The following is an 18,552-nucleotide window of genomic DNA, read 5'->3' on the forward strand; positions in this document are numbered from 1 at the left end:
GTCGCCCACGTCCGGCGAGCACGGCGATGACGTCGATGGTCTCGGCGATCAGGCCCCGCGGCACGACAGCCACCGCTTCCTGGATCAGTTGCTCAAGGCGCAGCAGCGCACCGGGGGCCGAGCCGGCGTGCAAGGTGCCCACGCCCCCGGGATGGCCGGTGCCCCAGGCCTTGACGAGATCCAGGGCCTCGGGGCCTCGCACCTCGCCGATGATGATGCGGTCGGGACGCAGGCGAAGGGCCGAGCGGACCAGATCGGTCAGGCTGGCCACGCCCTCGCGGGTGCGCAGCGCCACCTGATTGGGGGCCGCGCACTGCAACTCGCGCAGATCCTCGGCGATGATCACCCGATCGCCGGTCCGCGCGACTTCCGCCAGCAGGGCGTTGACCAGGGTGGTCTTGCCGCTGGAGGTCGGGCCGGCGACCAGGATGTTGGCCCGCTCGCGCACGGCGTCGGCCAGCACCTGGCCTTGCCGCTCGGCCATGATCCCGACGCGGACATAGTCGTCGAGGCCGAAGACCAGGCTGGCGGGCTTGCGGATGGAGAAGGTCGGGGCCGTGGCGACCGGCGGCAACCAGCCCTCGAAGCGCTCACCCGTCCCGGGCAGCTCGGCCGACAGCCGCGGTCGCTCAGCATGGATCTCGGCGGCCACGTGATGGGCCACCAGGCGCAGGATCCGCTCGGCGTCGTCGGCCGCGATGGTCAGGCCGGCGTCGACCAGCCCGCCATCGAGGCGGTCGACCCACACCCGGCCATCGGGATTGAGCATGATCTCGGCGACGCCCGGGTCCTCGAGCCGCGCCAGGAGCAGCGGGCCAAGGGCGGTGCGCAGCATCTGGCGGCCGCGCTCACGTCCAATATCGGTTTCTGAAGGGTCCACGGTTCATCCCCGGTTTCCACGGGGATGAGTAAGAAGACCTGGAATTGGCCGACCTCAACAGCCAAATCGGCCCGTCGTACCCTGGCGTGCAAAGACAGGCGAACGGCGGCTCGGCCGCGCCCCGTCAGCTTCAAATGGCCTCGGCGGATAGGCTTGCGACGCTTGTCACCAACGCCGTAGCCCTGCCTCGCCGCGCCGAAGGTCCGTGGGCGAAGGACCAGGCCGCCGCCAACAGCTCGGCGGCGACGGTCTCGTCGATCGCCGCGAGCCGCGCCAGCACGATGCCCGCCTTTCGCCGACGGCCAGGCTCGGGCGCGACACCGTCGCTCAAGGACAGGGCCCAGGCCTGGCGGGACGGCGCGACCTTGACCACCGCCCAACCCGCAGTCGGCCAGCCCAGCGTGGCGAAGGCCTTGCCGCTCACACGAAACTGCACGGTCTCTAAGATCGCCTTGGACTGGACGTTTGGGCCAAGGTCCAGCGCCAGGGTGGTGAAATCGTCAGGGGTCATCGCGTCCTCGTCGGCGGGGATCAAAATCCGAGTCGCCGCCAGGAGGCAAAGTCGACCTGGCCGACGTCAGATCCGGTCGCCTCCGCGATCGAACCCCAGAAATGGTGGAAGAAGTGGGAAGCGACAGGCAGCCCCCGGCCAGAACCCAGCGGTGATCGCTCCCTGAGGCTCCGCGCGCCGGATCGTCCCTGGCGCCGCATCTCCAGCGTACGCCTCCTGATTACGATCACTGGCGCTCGTAGGTGACGCGCCAGGTTTCTCCTGGCGTTGCGGGCATAATCACGAGCTTGTCGTGAGAGACTTCGAACTTGCGCACCAGTTTCTGACCTATGAGGTCTCTAACGAGCGAGGAGGTGACGGTGATCGAAAACGTCCTATTGGCTTGGTCGATCTGGACTGGACCGTAATAGGCTTCATAAGCGTTGGCGGTGTAGGTCGTCGGCTTTGCGCCGGGGTCGGCGTCCATGGCTTGAACCGATAGAGTACCGCTCCGCGCGAAGATCACCTGACCCGAGTAGGGTATTTGCACGACGCTTCCGTCGGCCTTGGTGGCCTGCAGCGACGTCATGCGCCATTCGCCGAAAATCGACGGCTTGCCGTCCTGCGCGAAGGCCGGCGCGGCGACCATGAGCCCCCATGCCATGATCACAAGCTCGATGTTCGTTTTCATGCGCGCTCCATTATTGCTGGATCAGGTGAAGGCTGGCGACCACGGCGATGCCCCGGTCCGATGTCACCGCTAGAATCCGCCCCTTGGTCAGACGCGCGCGGCGCCTCGAGCCGTCGCCCCCCTCGGAACGCCCTCCCGTCAGACCGGCTGGGCGGTCGGACGGAAGAGGATCTCGTTGACGTCGACATCGTCGGGCTCGTTGACGGCGAAAGCGACCACCCGGGCGAACGTGTCGGCGCCGATGGCGATCGTCCGCACGAATTCCTTGGTCCCTTCCTGGATATCCTTCTCGCTGATGTGCTCTAGCAACTCGGTGCTGACGGCCCCGGGCGAGACGATGGTCGTGCGGATGTTGTACGGCTTGACCTCCTTGCGCAGGCCTTCCGACAGCGCGCGCACGGCGAACTTGGTCGCGCAGTAGACCGTTGCACCGGGATCGACGACGTGGCCGTAGACGGACGAGACGTTGATGATGTGGCCCGACTTCTGCGCCTTCATGTGCGGGAGCGCGGCAGCGACGCCATAGAGGACGCCCTTGATATTGACGTCGATCATTTGGTCCCACTCGTCGATCTTGAGCCGCTCGAGCGGCGCGAGCGGCATCAGGCCGGCATTGTTCAACATGACATCGACACGGCCAAACTCGGCCACGGCCGTATCCACGAGGTTTTTGACCTGGTCGCGATCGACGACGTCGGTGACGATCGCCTTGGCTTTCAGCCCCGCTTCGGTCAAGGCTGTGGCCAGCGCCTCGATGCGATCCGCGCGCCGGGCGCCCAGAACCACGGTCGCGCCCTGCGCGGCGAGGTGGCGGGCGGCTGCTTCGCCAAGTCCGCTGCTGGCGCCGGTGATGACGATGATCTTACCTGCAATTCCGCCGGAAATGAGACGCTCCTTGTGATCGAGAAAGGCTAGGCGCGGCGCCCCGCCGAGGCGGCGAGCACCGCTGAACCGACCAGGAGGGCGGCCGCCAGCAAGAACGCGCTCCACCAGCCGACGGTGTCGAACATCAGGCCGCCGGCCGCGGCGCCGCCCGCGATCGCACACTGGATCAAGGCGACTTGCAGTCCGCCACCGGCCTCGAGGTCGTCAGGGATGATGTTCGCCATCCAGGTGTTCCAGGCGACCGGGATTGGGGTGGTGAAGAGACCCCAGAGCACCAGAAGGCCAGTCGTAGCGCCGGCATGCGCCCCCAGGCCGACGAGTAGGACGGCGAGCACGGCCAGAGCACTGGGCAGGCCGACCAGCACGGCGGCGAGGTGGCGCCGCAGAGCCAGACCGACGATCCAGAGTCCGGCCAGCCCGCCGAGCCCCACGGCCAGCAGCGCCAGCGACAAGCTGCTGGTTCTCAGGTCAGTCACGGTTTCGAGAAAGGGCCTTAGGTAGATCGACAGCGCGTTCTGGCCGATGAAGGCCAAGGCGGTCGCGCCCATGCCGATCGCGAACTTGCGATGGCGTAGCAGGACGAAGGCGCTCGAGGCCGAACCAACGCTTTTCGCCGGCATCTTCGGAAGCACCAGGAACTGCCATATCAAGCCCAAGACCCCGACGGGGACGGTGACCAGGAATGTGCCCCGCCACCCGATCAGCGTCTCCAGAAGGCTGCCGAGCGGCGCTGCAATCACGAGCGCCAAGGCGGTGCCGCCCTGGAGCAGGGCGATGGCCTTGGAAAGGTCCGGGCCTGACGCCAGCCGCGCCAATATGGCGGTCGACAGCGACCAGAACCCTCCGATGGCGATGCCCACCAGGGCCCGACCGATGAGGAAGACGGAAAAGTTCGGCGCGGCGGCGACGGCCAGGCTGGAGGCCACCAGCACGGCGGTGCAGAGCAGTATGACGGCCTTCCGGTCAAGAGCGGCCAGGACGGCGTTGCCAAAGAGGCTGGTAACGACCGCGAACAAGCCAGACACCGCGATCGCTTGGCCGGCTTGCCCCTCGGAAATCGCCAAGTCACGGGCGATCGGAGTGAGCAGGCTGACAGGCATGAACTCCAAACCCACCAGCAGAAAGGTGAGCAAGGCAAGGCACGTGACCGCGGCCCATGGCGTGCTCGCGGACTTGAGCGCGGCGGTCTTGTCTAAAGCAACATCAAAAGCCATTCGCGCACTGCCGATCGTTCACCTTTCAGATGCCTATTCCAGTCGGTCATCCATGATTAGAGAGCATCGGCCGCATGCGGCTATGAGCCAAGCTCATCAATCCCAACCGACCACGTCACGCCAAGCCTGCGCCGCTTGGCCAAGGACGGACGCGCCGTCAGGGGTCCGCCCTACGAGCGGCGGCGAATTGCCTTGGATCGCCTGGACGCTATAATCTCTGCAAAATAATGAGGCGTATTTATAAATGGCTCGCGAGAACATCAACGATCTGCTGGCGTTCATCGCTGTCGCGCGCGAGCGTAGTTTCACCAAAGCCGCCGCCAAGATCGGCGTCTCGCAGTCGGCCCTGAGCCACACCATCCGTCTGCTCGAGGCGCGGCTGGGCGTGCGACTGTTGACGCGCACCACGCGCGCGGTTTCTCCCACGGAGGCCGGCGAGCGCCTTCTGAATGGCATCGCCCCCCAGTTCGACGAAATCGAAGCCCAGATCGACGCGCTCAGCGATCTTCGCGACAAGCCCGCGGGGAGCCTGCGCATTTCGGCCTCCGATCATGCGATCGAATATGTGCTCTGGCCCAAGCTGCTGAAGTTCCTGGCCCGCTATCCCGACATCAAGGTCGAACTCATCCGAGAGAACGGCCTGACGGACATCGTCGCTGAACGCTATGACGCCGGCGTGCGGATGGGCGAACAATTGGCCAAGCACATGATCTCCGCACGGATCGGCCCGGACATGCGCTTTGCCGTGGTCGGGTCGAAATCCTACTTCAAGACCCGCGCGCCGCCATCGCACCCCAAGGACCTCGTGCAGCACAACTGCATCAACGAGCGCTTGCCGACCTTGGGCGGTTTCTGGGCCTGGGAATTCGAAGACAATGGCCGCGAGCTGAAGATCCGCGTCGACGGCCAGCTGGCGTTCAATAATGGCTACCACGCCCTAGATGCGGCGCCGGCCGGCTTTGGCCTGGCCTATGTTCCCGAGGACGCCGCCCTGCCCCATATCAACAAGGGTCGCCTGGTGCGCGTCCTGGAGAGCTACTGCCCATTGTGGGACGGATACTATCTCTACTATCCCAGCCGCCGGCAATCCTCTCCAGCCTTCGTCGCCCTCGTCGAGGCGCTACGGCATCGAAGCTAGTCGATCCCCCTCCATTGAGCGTCGAGACGCCGGCCTTGGCGAAGGCCGCCTTCCCGCTCAAACGCCCCCGGCCTATAGCTTGTGCGCCGCTAAGGCCTTGAGACCGGCGTTCGTTGGTCTCAAGGCCTTGCAAAGGTGACTACCTCTCGCGCCATTTGCGGGGCTTGATCTGCACCTCGACCGCAGGACCCAGTTGCTCGGCGTTTTCGCCAAGTGCGAAAGCGTACCGCCCTTCCGGGAGAGTCCAGCCGTCTCCATTCCAATCGGCCAGAAGACGGGGATCCAGCCGGACGCTGACCTTGCGAGATTCGCCCGGCGCGAGCTCAACCCGCTGGAAGGCGACGAGCCGTTGCTTGATCTTTCCGTTCCTGGATAGAAGATAGAGCTGGCCGACCGTGGCGCCGGCCCGTGACCCGGTATTGGTGAGCGTAAAGCTCGCGCTGGCTCCATCCGTCTCCAGCCCCGAGGCGGCGAAGGTGGTGTAGGCCAATCCGAACCCGAACGGGAACAAGGCTTTCTTGTTGGTCCGTGCGTTCCAGCGATAGCCGAGATCGGAGCCCTCGATATTGTAGTCGACCGGCAAGCGCGCGTCTGGGGTGGGCGGATCGCCCAGGATATTGGGCTCGAAGACATCAGAGCCGTCCAGCCGCTCGTCAGCGGATATCGATAGTCGGCGGCGAGCGTGCCGGTCCATTTGGGCGCGTTGACCAGTCGATGACCTGAAGCATCGACGGCGCCGCCGACGCAGCCTTGGGCCGCTGTCTGGCCGACATAGCAGGGCGCGCCGGGGAAGCGGCGATAGATGGCGTCGTTGTAGGCAAGACTGCCGCTCAGGCTGAACCTTTGGTCGACGCGTAGGGAGACATTGGCCTCCACGCCGCGCGCCCTAAGGCTGCCGGCGTTCTGGATGATGAAGCTGCCGACCCCGGGGACGCCCGTGGCCTTGAACGACTGCACCTGGAAGTCGTCGAAATTCTCCAGATAGGCCGTGGCGTTGAAGACCAGCCGGCCAAAGAGGATGCTCCGCAGCCCCAGTTCGTAGTCCATCGAGGTTTCGGCCCCGACCGGCGCGGCGCCGGGCGAACCGGCCCAGCTGAGATTGTATCCCGGTCCCTTGTAGCCGCGCGCCACGGTCACATAGACGTTGACGTCGCGCGCCAGGGCGTAGTCGGCGCTGGTCCGCCAGGAAAAATCGGTATGCGTCTGGCGATCCCGGAAGCTTTGCGCGCCTGGACCGCCGCCGGCGATGGTGATGGCCACCGCCGCGTCGCTGTAGCCGCCGTTGAAGCGAACCTCGTCACGGGTCAGCCGCCCGCCCGCGGTGAGCTTGAGTCTGTCGGTGACCTGCTGGCTGGCCTGGGCGTAAGCGGCCCAGCTCTTGGAGTGCAGATCATCCTGCGCATCAAGACCGAGCCAGTCCTGCTTGCCGGGCGGCGGCGCGCCGAGGGCGATGTTGCCGCGAAGCTGGTCCTGACGACGGTCGAAGCCCTGGTAGTAGAAGAGGCCGGCCTGGTAGGTCAGCGCTTGACCTTCCGGCGACGCCACACGCAGCTCGTTGGTGATCTGGTCGAACTTGAAGCGCGCGGCCGCGCCGTTGAGGAGGTCGATCTGGGCAAGGTCCAGATCGATCGTGTGGTTGGCGCGATAGGACCGGTAGCCGACGATATTGGTCAGCGTCGCGCCATTTCCAAAGGTGAAGCTGACGTTGGCCTGCGCACCGCCGATCTGATAGTGCAGATCGGACGGCGCATCGCCCGATTGCCAAAGATTGGTGGGTGAAGGCCTGACGCTGGCGGCGGCATGCAGCCCCGCCAGGGCCGGGCCTTCGGAGCGCGGCGTGAAGTTGCCCGTCTCCATCCCATCACTGTCGGCGAAATCGGCGCCGAGATAGATCGACCAGGCCGTCACGGGCTCGATCAGCAGTTTGGCGCGTGCGCCATACTCCCGACGGCCGAACCGGGAAAAACCTCCCGAAACCGCATTGCCGATCAGCGGATCCTGGTCGGCATAGAAGCCCGTCACCCGCGCGGCGGCGATGCTCGAGAGCGGAATGTTGAGCGTCGTGTCGGCCTTGCGCACCTGCGGGCTGCCCCCCCCGACAGGCTCTCGACGCTAAGGTTGGAAAAGCCCTCGAAGGCGCCGATCTTGGGCCGTGTGGTGACGATGTTGACCAAGCCCGCCGAGGCGTTCTTGCCAAACAGCATCCCCTGGGGACCATTGAGGACCTCGACCCGCGAGAGGTCGGAGAACTCGGCCACGCCCATCTCCGGGCGACTCATGACGATGTCGTCAATCACCGTGGCGACCGACGGCTCGACCAGGTGCGAGAAACTCGCCGTTCCGATCCCGCGGATCGAGAAATTGGTCGCGCCCGGCGAGGCCTGGAAATTGGTTAGTTGTAGGCTCGGCACCATGAAGACGAGCTGCGCCGGATTGCTGTAGCTGCGCTGTTTCAGCGCATCGGCGGACGCCACGGTGACCGAGAGCGGCACGTCCTGAAGCGACTCCGAACGCCGTTGAGCCGTCACGATCACAGCATCGACCAAGGCCGATTTGGCCGGGTCGGCGCTCGTGGCGACCTGCGCCCAGGCGGGCAGCGCCGTGCTGGCCAGCAAGACCGAAAGAAGTGTGCCGTAGGCGAAATGTCTATGCATTTGGTCCTCCCCAGGCCCTTGTTATTTACCTAGGCCTAGCTCAGTAACATGCACGGGTCAAGAGGCTCGATTTCGGTCGGAGGCGACCGCTATGCTAGGCGTAAGAAATTCTTGGGAGTTGCGAATGGCGGCCAACGAGGCGCGCAAGCGTAGGGGAAAGCCCAACCTGAAGGGCGAGCAAAGCCGCGAAACGATTCTCAAGGCCGCCGAGCGGCACTTCGGCGAGTTCGGCTATCGCGCTGTTTCAACGGCGGCGATCGCCAACGACGCGCAGATCTCCGACCCTGGCCTCCTCCACCACTTCGGCTCCAAGGACGGACTGCTGATGGCCTTGCTCAATCGTCGCTATTCGGTGGACGCCGAAAAGCTGCGCGCGGGCGAAAATTTGTCGGGCGAACAGTTGGTGGACACCCTACGCACCATCGTCGACGAGAACGAAGGCAAGCGCGACGAGGTCAAGCTGACCATGGTGCTGCTGGGCGAGAGCATCCCCCATCACCATCCCGGGCACGAATATTTTCAAGCCCGTTACGTCCGGGCCAGGACCATGTTCGCCGGCCACGTCAAGGAGTTGCAAAGGCGTGGCGAACTTAGCGACGATCTTGATCCGCAAGCGCTGGCCAGCGTCATCATCGCCGTGCTTGACGGCCTGCAGATGCAGTGGCTGCTGGATCCTGCGGTGAACATGTCCCAGGCGGCGTCCGCCTTCCTATCTCTGCTTTCCAGCGCCCTCCGTCCGAACGAAGAGAGCGCATGAGCGATTGACAGCCCCGCTTTTCCGACAATTATTTACCTAGGCCTAGGTCAGTAAATAAGCCGGGCTTTGGGGAGGAACCCGTCATGCCCGTCGCCTTGAGAGCGCGCCTCGGCCTGCTCTTCTATTTGCAGTACTTCGCCTTTGGGGCGTGGTTCGTGCCGCTGGGCGCCTATATGAGTAAGGGGTTGGGTTTCGACGCGTATATTGGCTACGCCTATGCCGGCCAGGGTGTCGCGACGATCCTGTCGACGCTCCTGGTCGGCATGATCGCCGACCGGGTGCTGGCCCCGGAGCGCGTGCTGACCATTCTGCTGGTCTTGTCCGGTGCGGCCCTGCTGGCCCTGCCCGAAGCCCATAGCATCCAGGTCTTCCTGCCCGTGCTGTTTCTGGCCTTCCTGTTCTTCATCCCGACCATCGCCATCGCCAACGCAGTCTGCCTGCATTGGCTGAGCGATCCGGCCACGGAGTTTCCGAAACTTCGCGTTCTTGGGACTGTCGGCTGGATTAGTAGCGGCCTGGCCATAGGCTCGCTGCAGAGCGCTGCGGCGAGCGCCCTGCCCTTGCTGATCGGCGGAGGCGTGAACCTGGCCTTGGCCGTCTACACCATGACGTTGCCCAGAACGCACGGCCTGATCGCCGAGCGCCCAAGAACACTGCGCGCGGTGTTCGGCCTTGACCTGGTCGACGAGACCACCGACCGATCCTTCTTTGTCCTGTTGGCGGCGGCCTTGTTGATCACCCTGTCGGCCGCCTTCTACTACGCCTACGCCAACACCTTCCTTCTGGAGGCCGGCGTAACGATCAACTGGGCCGGATGGACCCTGGAGGCGACGGCCATCCAGTCCCTGGGCCAGGCGTCGGAACTGCTGTTTCTGCTACTGCTCCCGGTCTGCCTGCGCGTCTTCGGCATGAAGGGCGTCTTCATGTTGGGCATCGCCAGTTGGCTGCTGCGTTGTCTGCTGTTCGCGGCGGGGTATCATCCCGGAGGCTCAGGCCTTTGGCTGCTTGTCATCGGCGTCCTGCTGCACGGGGCGGCCAACGATTTCGTTCAGGTGGCAGGCCAAATCTATGTCGACCGCGCCCTTGGCCCGAACGCACGGGCCCGGGCCCAAGCGCTGTTCACCACCGTGATCATGGGGGTGGGCGCGGTGCTCGGCAGCTTCCTGGCCAATATGATCTACACGGCCAACACCGACGCCGCCGGTCGACACAATTGGTCGACCATCTGGCTGGTTCCGGCCGGCCTGGCCTTGGGCACCCTGATCTGGTTCTGGATGGCCTTCCGGCCCGGGCGAGCGATCGGTGATGTCGCCGAGATCCCATACTAACCTGATTGCGCCGCCGTCGGCCCCGCCGTTGGCCGGCCCGGACGGCGGCGCGAAACGTCTCGCGTGACGTCGCCTGGTCGAAGCCATCGACCCGACTGTCGCGCGCCAGGACCGCGGCGCGCCGCCTGGCTTCGCGCGCGATCGCGTCCGATGACCTATCCCGGCGCCAAGTCGGCCCTGGCCAAGGCCGCCTTCGGATTGAGCAGTAGGACACGCCCCTGGAGGTCGGCCGTCTCCAGAAGCAGACGTCGGACATCGGCTCCAGATAGCCTGGGATGCACCGCCATCAGCTTCGCCGCGGCGTTGGCGACCTGCGGGCTCGCCATCGAGGTCCCCGAGAATTCGCGCTTCTGCCCCCCCGGCACGTCGCTGCTGACCTCGACGCCATTGGCGTACAGGGCCACGACGCCGCCGACGGAGGTGAACGCCGCTTCCCGGCCGCTCTTGTCGACGGCGCCCACCGTGATCAAGTTGGGAGCGCGCAAGCCCGCAGGGATATAGTCGGCAAAGCCGGCGTCGTTGCCCTCGTTGCCCACGCCCGCGACGAACAGGATCTCGGGCGCGCTGGCGATCGCCGCCAGCAGCGCCGCCTTCTCCAGCGTGAACAGTTCCGCGGCGAGGCGCCGGCGATCTTGCGCATCCTTGATCCCGCCTTGCGCGGCCAGCATGGCTTCGAACAGGGTCGGCCCCATGCGCCAGCTCATATTGGCGACTCGCACGCCGGCGGCTTTCATGCGCGCAACCGCTTCGCCGTAGAAGGCGGCGCGGCGCTCGGAAATCTCCCGGTCCAGGCGAAGCTCGTCCTGCGCGACCGGGAAATGCATGGATACGGCCTGGATGCGCGCGAATGGATTTCCCGCCGCCGCGATACCGGCGACGTGGGTCCCATGGACGTAGTTGGCGATGAAGCTCATGGCTTCCGAGAACGCCTTGACGTCTTCCACCTTCAGCGACCCGACTCTTTGCTGGTAGGCGTGGGCCTCCTTGGTCACCTGCCCCGCTCGCAGATCCATCACCCCTTTTAGAAGATCCAGCAGGTCCGGCAGGCTCGGCGCGTAGTCGCCGGCCTCCCGCAGGAGATGGGGTACGGCGCGACCTTCGCCATCAATGGCCAGGCCAGGATCGGAAGTCGCTGGAAAAAGGCTCAGATCGACGCCTGAGTCCCAGACCGCGACGCCGACCGGCGACGCCGGACGCGAGATGTCCAGAACAATGTCGCGCGCCGCCCAGATGTCCTCGCCCCCGACCGACGTGTTCTGAGTGATGATTGCTTGCAGCACGCTGGCGAACGCCGACGCCACGCGATAGGTGCAGTCCAGCGCGGCTCGGGCGGCGAGGATGGAGCCTGCGATCTCCTGGTCAACCTGGCCGCCGTTCTGTACCGCGATGCGGTCGACATCATTGCGAATTCGCCCGCGCAGAAGGTCGGGATTGGCGGCGGAATAGCGGGCGAACTCCCATTTCATCCACTCGTCGACCTGCGGATACGGCAGCGCCGCCAGACGTTCGGAGGCCAGACGCTCGGCGGCGACTTCGGGGGCGCTGGTCGCACACGCCGCCGTCGCGATTTCCTCTAGAAGGCCTAGGGTGAGCTTGCGGTCCGCGCGCGTCTGCAGGCGCCGCAACTGGTCGCCAATGTTGCGAACCTCGGCCAGGTCGCCCCGCAGCATGGCGGCATGCAGGCGATTTTGGGCGAAGGTTTCCAGGGTCGTGCGGTCGGCGATCTCGTGTTCGGCCAAGGTTCGGGCGTCGTTCAACACGATCGCCTCGGCCAACGCCAGAACCGCCTCCAGGGGTCCGGCCAGAAGTTCGCTCGGAAGAACCGACAACTTGTGATCATAGGTCGGCAGGGCGCCGATCGACTGCAAAACCATGACGTTGTTCCTTTGATAGGGAATGCCTCGCCGCACCGGGGCGTCGGGCCTTGGCGAGCCGGCGTCAGCGAAGGACCAGGCCTGACAGTTCGTGACCAAAGACTCGCTGCGACATCATCACGACCGCCACATCGACGTCATGCCGATGGCCCAGCGCCCGCGCCCACTGATGAGCCTCGCGCCAGTCGGCGTGAAAGGTCGTTAGCCGGTAGTCGTAGTCCCCGGTCACCTGGCAGGCGGTGGCCACGCAGTCGCTCGCAACGAGGTAGGCTTCGAAGGCGGTTAGGGCGCGCGCGTCGAGCGCGGCCATACGCACCATGACTGTCGCCCCGGCCGAAAGGCCAAGGCCCGCCGGATCAAAGAGCGTGACCGTGCGCGCAAGGCCAAGACGCCTCAACAAAGACAGACGCTGGCTCAGCACCCGCAGCGATATGCCAAGTTCGCTCAGCATCTCGGGGATCTTGCCCCGCGTTTGCACCGCGACGCGCGCCAGGTTCAGCAAACGCGGCGAGGCCTGGGTCGTCCATGACGCCGTCCGCGAAGCGCGGCCGGATGCGAGAACGGAGCGGCGAGGTTTGGGCATGCACGTGTCCGATGATCGACAAGGGGCCGAAGGCCAAGGTCAAGGCTTGGCTTCAGTCGCCGCAGCTTGCGTAGCCACGAGAGTCGAGAGGCGCCCAAACGGTCGTTCCGCGAACTTGAAGAGACACAGGGCGGCGATCCAGCTTGGCAGGGCGACGATGGTGACGGCGAAGATCAGGTCCCGTGGCTGATGGCCCAGCCCGCCCGAGACCCAGCCCACCAGGCTCGGGGCGCTGCCGCCGATCAGGCCCTGGACGATGGTATAGGTCGCGGTGACGCGGGCCCGGACGCTCGCCGGCGCGATGTCCTGCAGAACCCCAGGCACGAGCGATCCGATCGCCGTACCGATCACCATCAATCCGCTAAACAAAAGATAGCCCTGCCAGGCGGCCGCGATGAAAGGGAATAGAAAGATGAAGGGCGTGCCGGCCAACACGGTGATCCACATCACGCGCAACGACGCGGACGGGCCATGCTTGGCGATGAACTGGCGCATCAGCAAAAGGCCCAGGCCCACGCCGCCGACCGTTCCCAGGGCCGTCGCCAAACCCAGTCCAAAGCCGTTTTCGGCCGCCGTCGTCCCAAACAGCCGGGTGGCGACAACCGGCAACCACGCCAGATAACCGCCAAAGGCTAGGACATAGGTCGCTAGGCCCACGAAGATCGACCCGATCGTCAGCACGTTCGTGCGCAGGAAACTGGAAAATTCGTCATTTCGGACCGCCGGCTGGGCTTTGTCCGGGGTTTCGGGGCGACGCAACGTCGCGCGCATCGCCAGCATCATAAGGATGGGCGCGGGCAGGCAAACGACGAAGAAGCTCAGCCGCCAAGGGCTGAAGGTTTGCAGAGAGGCGGGAAGCTGACCGTGGATGCGTTCCAGACCGCTAAGGGCGACGCCGCCCAAGGCCAGGCCGAGCGAAATGCCTAGGTAGGCGAAGAAATAGAACAGCGAATTGGCCAAGACGCGCTTGCGCCCGGAAAAGAGGTCCGGAACGATCGCCCAGGAGATCGGCACCAGGCCCGCCTCCCCTGCGGCGATGAGAACCGCCGCGCAAAACAGTTGTTCGAAGTTTTGCGCAAAACCGCAAGCGGCCGTTCCGATCGTCCAGGTGGCGATGCAGCCGCAAATGACGTAGCGCCGGTCAAACCGGTCGGCGATCCAGGCGAGCGGATAACTGGCCAGGATGGTGAAAACGGCGAAGGCCAGACCTTGCACCACGCCGATCTGACCATCGGACAACCCAAGCTCGCCAGCTATTGGGGCCGAGGCCAGCACCAGCACCTGGCGATCCACGAAGGCGAACAGGGAGATCGCCAGCATCACCCACAGGGTGAACCAGCCGCCTTTGCGCACGAAATCAACGGATCCGGACGTCGAAGCCTCGAGATCCAGGTCGGCCGCTAGGGTCATGAGTTTTGCTTTCTATTGATCCAGCGCTGCATGTGAGCGCCCAGCGCTTCGAGTGAGACGGGTCCCAGACCCAGCAGTTCGTCGTGGAAGTCGCGAAGCGAGAAGCTGTCGCCGAGCGTGGCCTGGGCCTCGCCGCGAAGGCCGCTGATCGCCCGCTCGCCGATCTTGTAGCTCAAGGCCTGAGCGGGCATGCCAATGTAGCGATCGACCTCGGCTTCTATATTGGCCTGCGGCAGGAAGGTGTTGGCCAGCATGAAGGTGATGGCCTGCTGGCGGCTCCACCCTTTCCAGTGCAGACCTGTGTCGACCACCAGCCGCGCGGCGCGCCAAAGCTCCAGGCTCAGTAGTCCGAACCGATCCGTCGGATCGTCATAGAGACCAAGCTCATAGCCGAGCCGTTCGCAGTAGAGGGCCCACCCTTCGACATAGCCGTTGTAGTCGGCCCAGCCGTATCGTCGGAACGCGGGCAGATCGTCCAGTTCGTGTGCGAGCGCCAACTGCATGAGGTGTCCGGGCCAGGCTTCGTGCAACGTCAAGGGCACGATCAGGTGGTGCGGGCAGCGCTCGGGCGCGGACGTCAACCAGAACACGCCGGGCATCGAGCGATCCGCAGGCGAAGGCTGCGCCAGCGCCGGCGGCAGGGCTTGCGAGGACGCCACGGGAAGCGGTTCGACGGCATAGGTTATGCGCGGCATGCGTCCGAAGAGCCGCGGCAGGAGCCCGTCGACCTTCTTGGAGAAGGCGCGGACCTTCGCCAGGAGCAGCTCGGCGTTCTGGCTGATGAGCGCTTCGAGTTCGGCGGCGACCAAGGTCCTCTCCCCCGGCCGGCCCATCTCGCTGAGCACCCCGTCCAATTCCGCCGAAATACGATCGATCTCCTCTAAACCTCGAGCATGGATCGTCTCCGGCTCGAGGTTGATCGAGGTCTGCTGGCGGACCTTGTAGCGATAGTAGTGGCGCCCGCCGGGCTGGCTCGACAGCCCGACCTCGTCGGTCAGGGCCTCGTCCTCCAGCGCTTCAATGAACGCCTTGAAGGCTCGGATCGCGGGGAGCACCTCCTCGGTCAAGATCGTCGCGATCCGCGCCCGCAGCGCCGCGTTCTCGTCGGCGGCTCCGCCTTCAGCGTCGTGGATCAGGCGCTGGGCGATACGGGCGACAAGGCCGCCCTGCTCGGCAAGCTGGCTATCCAGCAGGGTCTTGATGCGCGGAACGAGCACGCGCGGAATCTTGACGCCTTCGTCCAGGCCCGCCCGCAGTAGCGCCAGGTTTTCAGCGATGAAGCCTGGGACTCTTTGAAGCCTTGCCGCGAACCCCTCGCGGTCTTGCAGCCCGTCGAGGGGCGTGGATTGGGCCAGTTGATCCGCCACGTCGGCGAAGCCGAACGGAAACAGCATAGGACGTCGATGCGCGCCGAGCGCATAGCCCTCGACAATGGAGGTCAACTGCCCAATCAGAAGCGACAGCGTCGTGGCCTGCGCTTCGTCAAGGCCACCGGACTCGATGAGGCGGGCCCGGGCCGCCATCAGCCCAGCCACGCGCGCGCGGCGCGCCCAATCGCCTTCCGCCGCGCCGTCGAGGCGATGGTTCTCGCTCTTGACGCCCGCCGCGGTGGCTTCGGAGGGAAACTCCCAGACCCGAAAACGCCAGTAGTCCTCCGCCAATTGGGCCAGCTGGGCAGCGGCCCCCTCCCCTTCTCGGCCGATGCGGTAGATCGGCGCCGGCTCCAACGCCAGCTGGCCGCGAAGATAGGCGACAGGCGCCTCCTGGCCTGTTTGGATCCCATGAATGGCTTGGAGCACGTCGAGACCTTCGACCATGCGCCCAAAGGCGGGGAAGCCCAGGCCGTCGTCCGTACGCCCGCCGCCTTGATCCAGGCCAGGCTGGGAACCGACGCTGATGAAGAACGAATGGGCGGTGGCGTCACCGCCGTCCCGTCTGGCCAAGGAGATCGCCCCATCTTCGTGCCTCAGGCCGCTGACACTGGTCGTTTCCACCGGAACGTCCGCCGTGGTCACCGTGGCCGGATGGCATGAGGCCTGGACGACCTCGATCGGGGGCGAGCCCTGGTCATTGTCGGCGCGGACGATGCGGGAGAACGCTCCGCCGTCGTAAGCGCCGCTGTCGACCGCGCGCAGAAACGCCGCTGTGGACTTTGGCGCCCGGTCGGCGGCCAGTTCGACCACAAGATCGCCCAACGCCGTGACGATGCGAACCTTGGGAAGGCGCTCCCGACTTTCAGGCGCGCTTGCGACCTGGATTTCCTCAAGCGTGCTCATGCGGTGGGCTCCGGGCGCTTGGCGTTGGCGGCGACCGCGGCGAGAAGCAGATCAATGCTGCGTTCAAACGGCTTGCCGACCGGCGGCGTCTCGCCGAACAGGTGCGTGGCCAAGTATTCCCAACGACGCCGCATCCCGTAGCCGGTCCAATCGTGCCCGGCGCGGGGCAGGATCACCAGTTCCGGGTCCTTGTTGGCGTCAATCAAGGCCTGAACGAGCTGGAACAGGCCGGCCGGATGGCAGCCTTCGTCGAGCAGACTGTGTACGAGCATCAGCTTGCCGGTCATGCCGGCGGCATAGGTCTTGGCGGCCTGGAGGGCGTAATGCTCGGCCTCGAAGGCGCCGTGATAGCGCTCGCCCCAAGTGTGCCAGAACAGGGCCTGATCGTAGTTGCCGCCGCCGGCGACAGCGACCTTGAAGACATCGCCAAACCGCAGGGCCGCATGGGCGCTCATATAGCCGCCGCCGGAGAAGCCGGTGATGCCAACCCTTTCCAGGTCGATCTGCGGCCGGGCGCGCGCCAAATCCCGCAGCGCAGCGACATGATCCTCCAGGTGCGAGGCCGTATGGACCGCCCGATGCGAAGCGGTCCGAAAATCGCGTTCGCGCTGAGCGGTGCCGCGGCCATCGAGAATGAGCACGAAGGCGCCCATGGCCGACAAGTGTGTCGCATCAATGTAGGAGGCGGCGCCGAGCAGGTCTCCGTCGGCGAAATAGCCGCGCGGCACGTTGGACACCTGGGGGCCGCCATAGATCAGGTCGATGATCGGATAGCTTTGCGAGGGATCGTAGCCCAGCGGCTTGAACAGCAGGCCGAAGGTATCCGTCTGGCCATCGGCGGCCTTGAACCTCACCCGCTCCGGCGGCGTCCAGCCGACGGGAAGGTCGGGTTTGGCCACGTCGAGAACGGCGACCAGCGCGCCGTCGCGGCGGCGCAACGCCGTCGTCGGCGGAGTCTCAACTGTACTGACGGTTTCGACGAAATAGTCCCCGGAGGGCGACAATCCGGAAATTCGTCCGGGATCGAGGCCTTCGAATCTCTTGAGCGACAGGGCCATCTCGCCGGGCCGCCAGACCCGGTGTTCACCGCGCTCACCCGACAGCACCGCCACCTCGCCGCCGTCCACGGAAGCGCGACAGGGCTTGGCCAGGTAGGGGCTGTCGTCATCGATCAGTCCGCCGGCCTGGAAGAAGATCTCGCGTCGCTTGGGATCGACCCGCAGGATGTCGAGCACTTGCCAATCGCCGGCGGTGATGGCGTTGCGCAAGGTCCCCGTCGCAAGATCGTAAAGGTAAAGGTGACCCCGGCCGCTGCGTTCGGAATACCAAATGAGTTCATTGGTCTCGATCAGCGGCGCGATCAGGGCGGCGCTGTAAACGTTGACGCTGAGTTCGACATAGGTGTCGGACTCTTCGCTGAAGATGACGCGGGTCGCGCCACTGGCGATGTCGAAGGCGACCACGTGCGCCTTGCGTTCCCCACGCTCGACGTCGACGAAGTAGGCGGTGCGGCCGTCGGCGGCCCACCATGCCATTTCGGCGGCGAACGGAGTGTTGTTCATCCGCACGGCGTTGACGCGCGGATAGCGCGCTTCTACTTGGCGGCCGCTGGCCGCCTCGATCGCGATCAGGCGGAATTCGGTGACCTTCGGATCACCCGGCAGGCTGGTGCGATTGCTCTTGGCGCTGGGACGAACGCCCGTCTGCGGCGCGTAATCGGCCAGGACCAACTCGGGCACGTGGCGGTCGTCGGTCTGCAGGGTGAGGATCCAGTCGCCGTCCGGCGACCAAAGCGCCTCTGGCCGAGCGTCCGCCGAACGGGCGCGCACGCCCCGCATGGCGGCCGGCGGTTCGCCATAGGCGTTATGCTCTTCACCATCGGTCGTGATCGCCCGCTCCGCCCCTGTCTCCAGGTCGCGAAGCCACAGATTATGATCGCGCAGGATCAGGGCGGTCCTGCCGTCCGGGGAGGCCAGCCAGTCGCGATCGGCCGTCTTGTCCGTCTGGGTCAGTTCGCCGCTATCCAACGACAACGCATAGGCCTCGCCGAACGCCTGAAACGTCAGTCGACCCTTTTCGAGGTCGAAGTCCGGCCCGGAGATGATGAGCGTCTCGGCCTCGACCGGCGCGTTGAGATGCTGCGACAGCGCCGCGGCGAGCGCGGCCCGGGTCACCAGCGTGCGGCGCGCGCCGCTGGCGGCCTCGACCACAACATATTCGACACCCGTCTCGCCCTGACGTTGGCACCAGAAGCGCGTGTCGTCGAGCCAGATGGGAAATATCGCGCCATTGGCGACGCAGCGTTCGGCGTGCAAGACGGATTGAGCGAACGCTTGGCGTTCGGCCCAGGAGGGATTGGACATGGATCAGAA

General features: G+C 65.5%; 15 protein-coding genes and 1 pseudogene. 3 read left to right on the forward strand and 13 right to left on the reverse strand.

Annotated elements, in window-relative coordinates:
- From trbB to Q0379_RS06655, 5 genes are all read right to left on the reverse strand, one after another.
- Positions 1-835, reverse strand: an 835-nt coding sequence (trbB, locus tag Q0379_RS06635) for a P-type conjugative transfer ATPase TrbB (RefSeq protein ID WP_299006095.1), incomplete at its 3' end; no start/stop codon positions are given.
- Positions 836-1,010: 175 nt separating this feature from the next.
- Entirely contained in the window at positions 1,011-1,391 is a 381-nt protein-coding gene (locus Q0379_RS06640; RefSeq protein ID WP_299006003.1) for an MmcQ/YjbR family DNA-binding protein, read from the reverse strand.
- Positions 1,392-1,617: 226 nt separating this feature from the next.
- Positions 1,618-2,061: a lipocalin-like domain-containing protein gene (locus Q0379_RS06645; protein WP_299006005.1), complete on the reverse strand. Its 444-nt coding sequence runs from the start codon at positions 2,059-2,061 to the stop codon at positions 1,618-1,620.
- A gap of 138 nt (positions 2,062-2,199) precedes the next feature.
- Complete coding sequence (locus tag Q0379_RS06650; RefSeq protein ID WP_366519300.1) at positions 2,200-2,946, reverse strand: SDR family oxidoreductase; 747 nt, start codon at positions 2,944-2,946, stop codon at positions 2,200-2,202.
- Positions 2,947-2,972: 26 nt separating this feature from the next.
- A complete protein-coding gene (locus tag Q0379_RS06655) occupies positions 2,973-4,160 on the reverse strand; it encodes an MFS transporter (RefSeq protein WP_299006007.1) in 1,188 nt (395 codons plus the stop codon).
- Between the two features lie 244 nt (positions 4,161-4,404).
- On the opposite strand from Q0379_RS06655, the gene Q0379_RS06660 reads away from it, so the two are divergent.
- Complete coding sequence (locus Q0379_RS06660; protein ID WP_299006008.1) at positions 4,405-5,298, forward strand: LysR family transcriptional regulator; 894 nt, start codon at positions 4,405-4,407, stop codon at positions 5,296-5,298.
- 139 nt (positions 5,299-5,437) lie between these two features.
- Here the strand turns inward: Q0379_RS06660 and Q0379_RS24155 are convergent, their stop codons facing one another.
- From Q0379_RS24155 to Q0379_RS06670, 3 genes and pseudogenes are all read right to left on the reverse strand, one after another.
- Complete coding sequence (locus Q0379_RS24155) at positions 5,438-5,992, reverse strand: fibronectin type III-like domain-contianing protein (RefSeq protein ID WP_366519301.1); 555 nt, start codon at positions 5,990-5,992, stop codon at positions 5,438-5,440.
- Positions 5,944-7,377, reverse strand: a pseudogene (locus Q0379_RS06665) (TonB-dependent receptor); the annotation flags it as partial. The pseudogene Q0379_RS06665 and the gene Q0379_RS24155, both read right to left, overlap by 49 nt.
- The gene (locus Q0379_RS06670) at positions 7,317-7,952 is read right to left on the reverse strand and encodes a TonB-dependent receptor plug domain-containing protein (protein ID WP_299006012.1); all 636 of its coding nucleotides are present in this window, start codon (positions 7,950-7,952) and stop codon (positions 7,317-7,319) included. The gene Q0379_RS06670 and the pseudogene Q0379_RS06665, both read right to left, overlap by 61 nt.
- Positions 7,953-8,076: 124 nt before the next feature.
- Here Q0379_RS06670 and Q0379_RS06675 point away from each other — a divergent pair, with 124 nt between their 5' ends.
- A complete protein-coding gene (locus Q0379_RS06675) occupies positions 8,077-8,709 on the forward strand; it encodes a TetR/AcrR family transcriptional regulator (RefSeq protein WP_299006015.1) in 633 nt (210 codons plus the stop codon).
- Positions 8,710-8,792: 83 nt separating this feature from the next.
- Complete coding sequence (locus Q0379_RS06680) at positions 8,793-10,037, forward strand: MFS transporter (RefSeq protein WP_299006018.1); 1,245 nt, start codon at positions 8,793-8,795, stop codon at positions 10,035-10,037.
- A gap of 155 nt (positions 10,038-10,192) precedes the next feature.
- On the opposite strand, the gene Q0379_RS06685 is transcribed toward Q0379_RS06680, so the two are convergent.
- From Q0379_RS06685 to Q0379_RS06705, 5 genes are all read right to left on the reverse strand, one after another.
- Positions 10,193-11,911, reverse strand: coding sequence for a S8 family serine peptidase (locus Q0379_RS06685; RefSeq protein ID WP_299006021.1), 1,719 nt, complete (start codon positions 11,909-11,911; stop codon positions 10,193-10,195).
- A 64-nt stretch (positions 11,912-11,975) separates the two neighbouring features.
- Positions 11,976-12,413 (reverse strand): hypothetical protein, encoded by a 438-nt coding sequence (locus tag Q0379_RS06690; RefSeq protein ID WP_299006025.1) that lies wholly within the window; start codon positions 12,411-12,413, stop codon positions 11,976-11,978.
- A 120-nt stretch (positions 12,414-12,533) separates the two neighbouring features.
- A complete protein-coding gene (locus tag Q0379_RS06695; RefSeq protein WP_299006028.1) occupies positions 12,534-13,847 on the reverse strand; it encodes an MFS transporter in 1,314 nt (437 codons plus the stop codon).
- A gap of 53 nt (positions 13,848-13,900) precedes the next feature.
- Positions 13,901-16,180, reverse strand: coding sequence for a DUF885 family protein (locus Q0379_RS06700; protein ID WP_299006033.1), 2,280 nt, complete (start codon positions 16,178-16,180; stop codon positions 13,901-13,903).
- Positions 16,177-18,543, reverse strand: a complete 2,367-nt coding sequence (locus Q0379_RS06705) for a DPP IV N-terminal domain-containing protein (protein ID WP_299006036.1) — start codon at positions 18,541-18,543, stop codon at positions 16,177-16,179. The genes Q0379_RS06700 and Q0379_RS06705 overlap by 4 nt, the downstream gene beginning before the upstream one ends.
- Positions 18,544-18,552: the final 9 nt, after the last annotated feature.

This window comes from uncultured Caulobacter sp., assembly GCF_937900395.1.
Classification (GTDB): domain Bacteria; phylum Pseudomonadota; class Alphaproteobacteria; order Caulobacterales; family Caulobacteraceae; genus Caulobacter.

Excerpts from the sequence above, each read along its gene's own strand:
- Q0379_RS06640 (WP_299006003.1), bottom strand. The coding sequence starts at position 1,391 with ATGACCCCTGACGATTTCACCACCCTGGCGCTGGACCTTGGCCCAAAC.
- Q0379_RS06645 (WP_299006005.1), bottom strand. The coding sequence starts at position 2,061 with ATGAAAACGAACATCGAGCTTGTGATCATGGCATGGGGGCTCATGGTC.
- Q0379_RS06655 (WP_299006007.1), bottom strand. The coding sequence starts at position 4,160 with ATGGCTTTTGATGTTGCTTTAGACAAGACCGCCGCGCTCAAGTCCGCG.
- Q0379_RS06660 (WP_299006008.1), top strand. The coding sequence starts at position 4,405 with ATGGCTCGCGAGAACATCAACGATCTGCTGGCGTTCATCGCTGTCGCG.
- Q0379_RS24155 (WP_366519301.1), bottom strand. The coding sequence starts at position 5,992 with ATGGACCGGCACGCTCGCCGCCGACTATCGATATCCGCTGACGAGCGG.
- Q0379_RS06670 (WP_299006012.1), bottom strand. The coding sequence starts at position 7,952 with ATGCATAGACATTTCGCCTACGGCACACTTCTTTCGGTCTTGCTGGCC.
- Q0379_RS06675 (WP_299006015.1), top strand. The coding sequence starts at position 8,077 with ATGGCGGCCAACGAGGCGCGCAAGCGTAGGGGAAAGCCCAACCTGAAG.
- Q0379_RS06680 (WP_299006018.1), top strand. The coding sequence starts at position 8,793 with ATGCCCGTCGCCTTGAGAGCGCGCCTCGGCCTGCTCTTCTATTTGCAG.
- Q0379_RS06685 (WP_299006021.1), bottom strand. The coding sequence starts at position 11,911 with ATGGTTTTGCAGTCGATCGGCGCCCTGCCGACCTATGATCACAAGTTG.
- Q0379_RS06700 (WP_299006033.1), bottom strand. The coding sequence starts at position 16,180 with ATGAGCACGCTTGAGGAAATCCAGGTCGCAAGCGCGCCTGAAAGTCGG.
- Q0379_RS06705 (WP_299006036.1), bottom strand. The coding sequence starts at position 18,543 with ATGTCCAATCCCTCCTGGGCCGAACGCCAAGCGTTCGCTCAATCCGTC.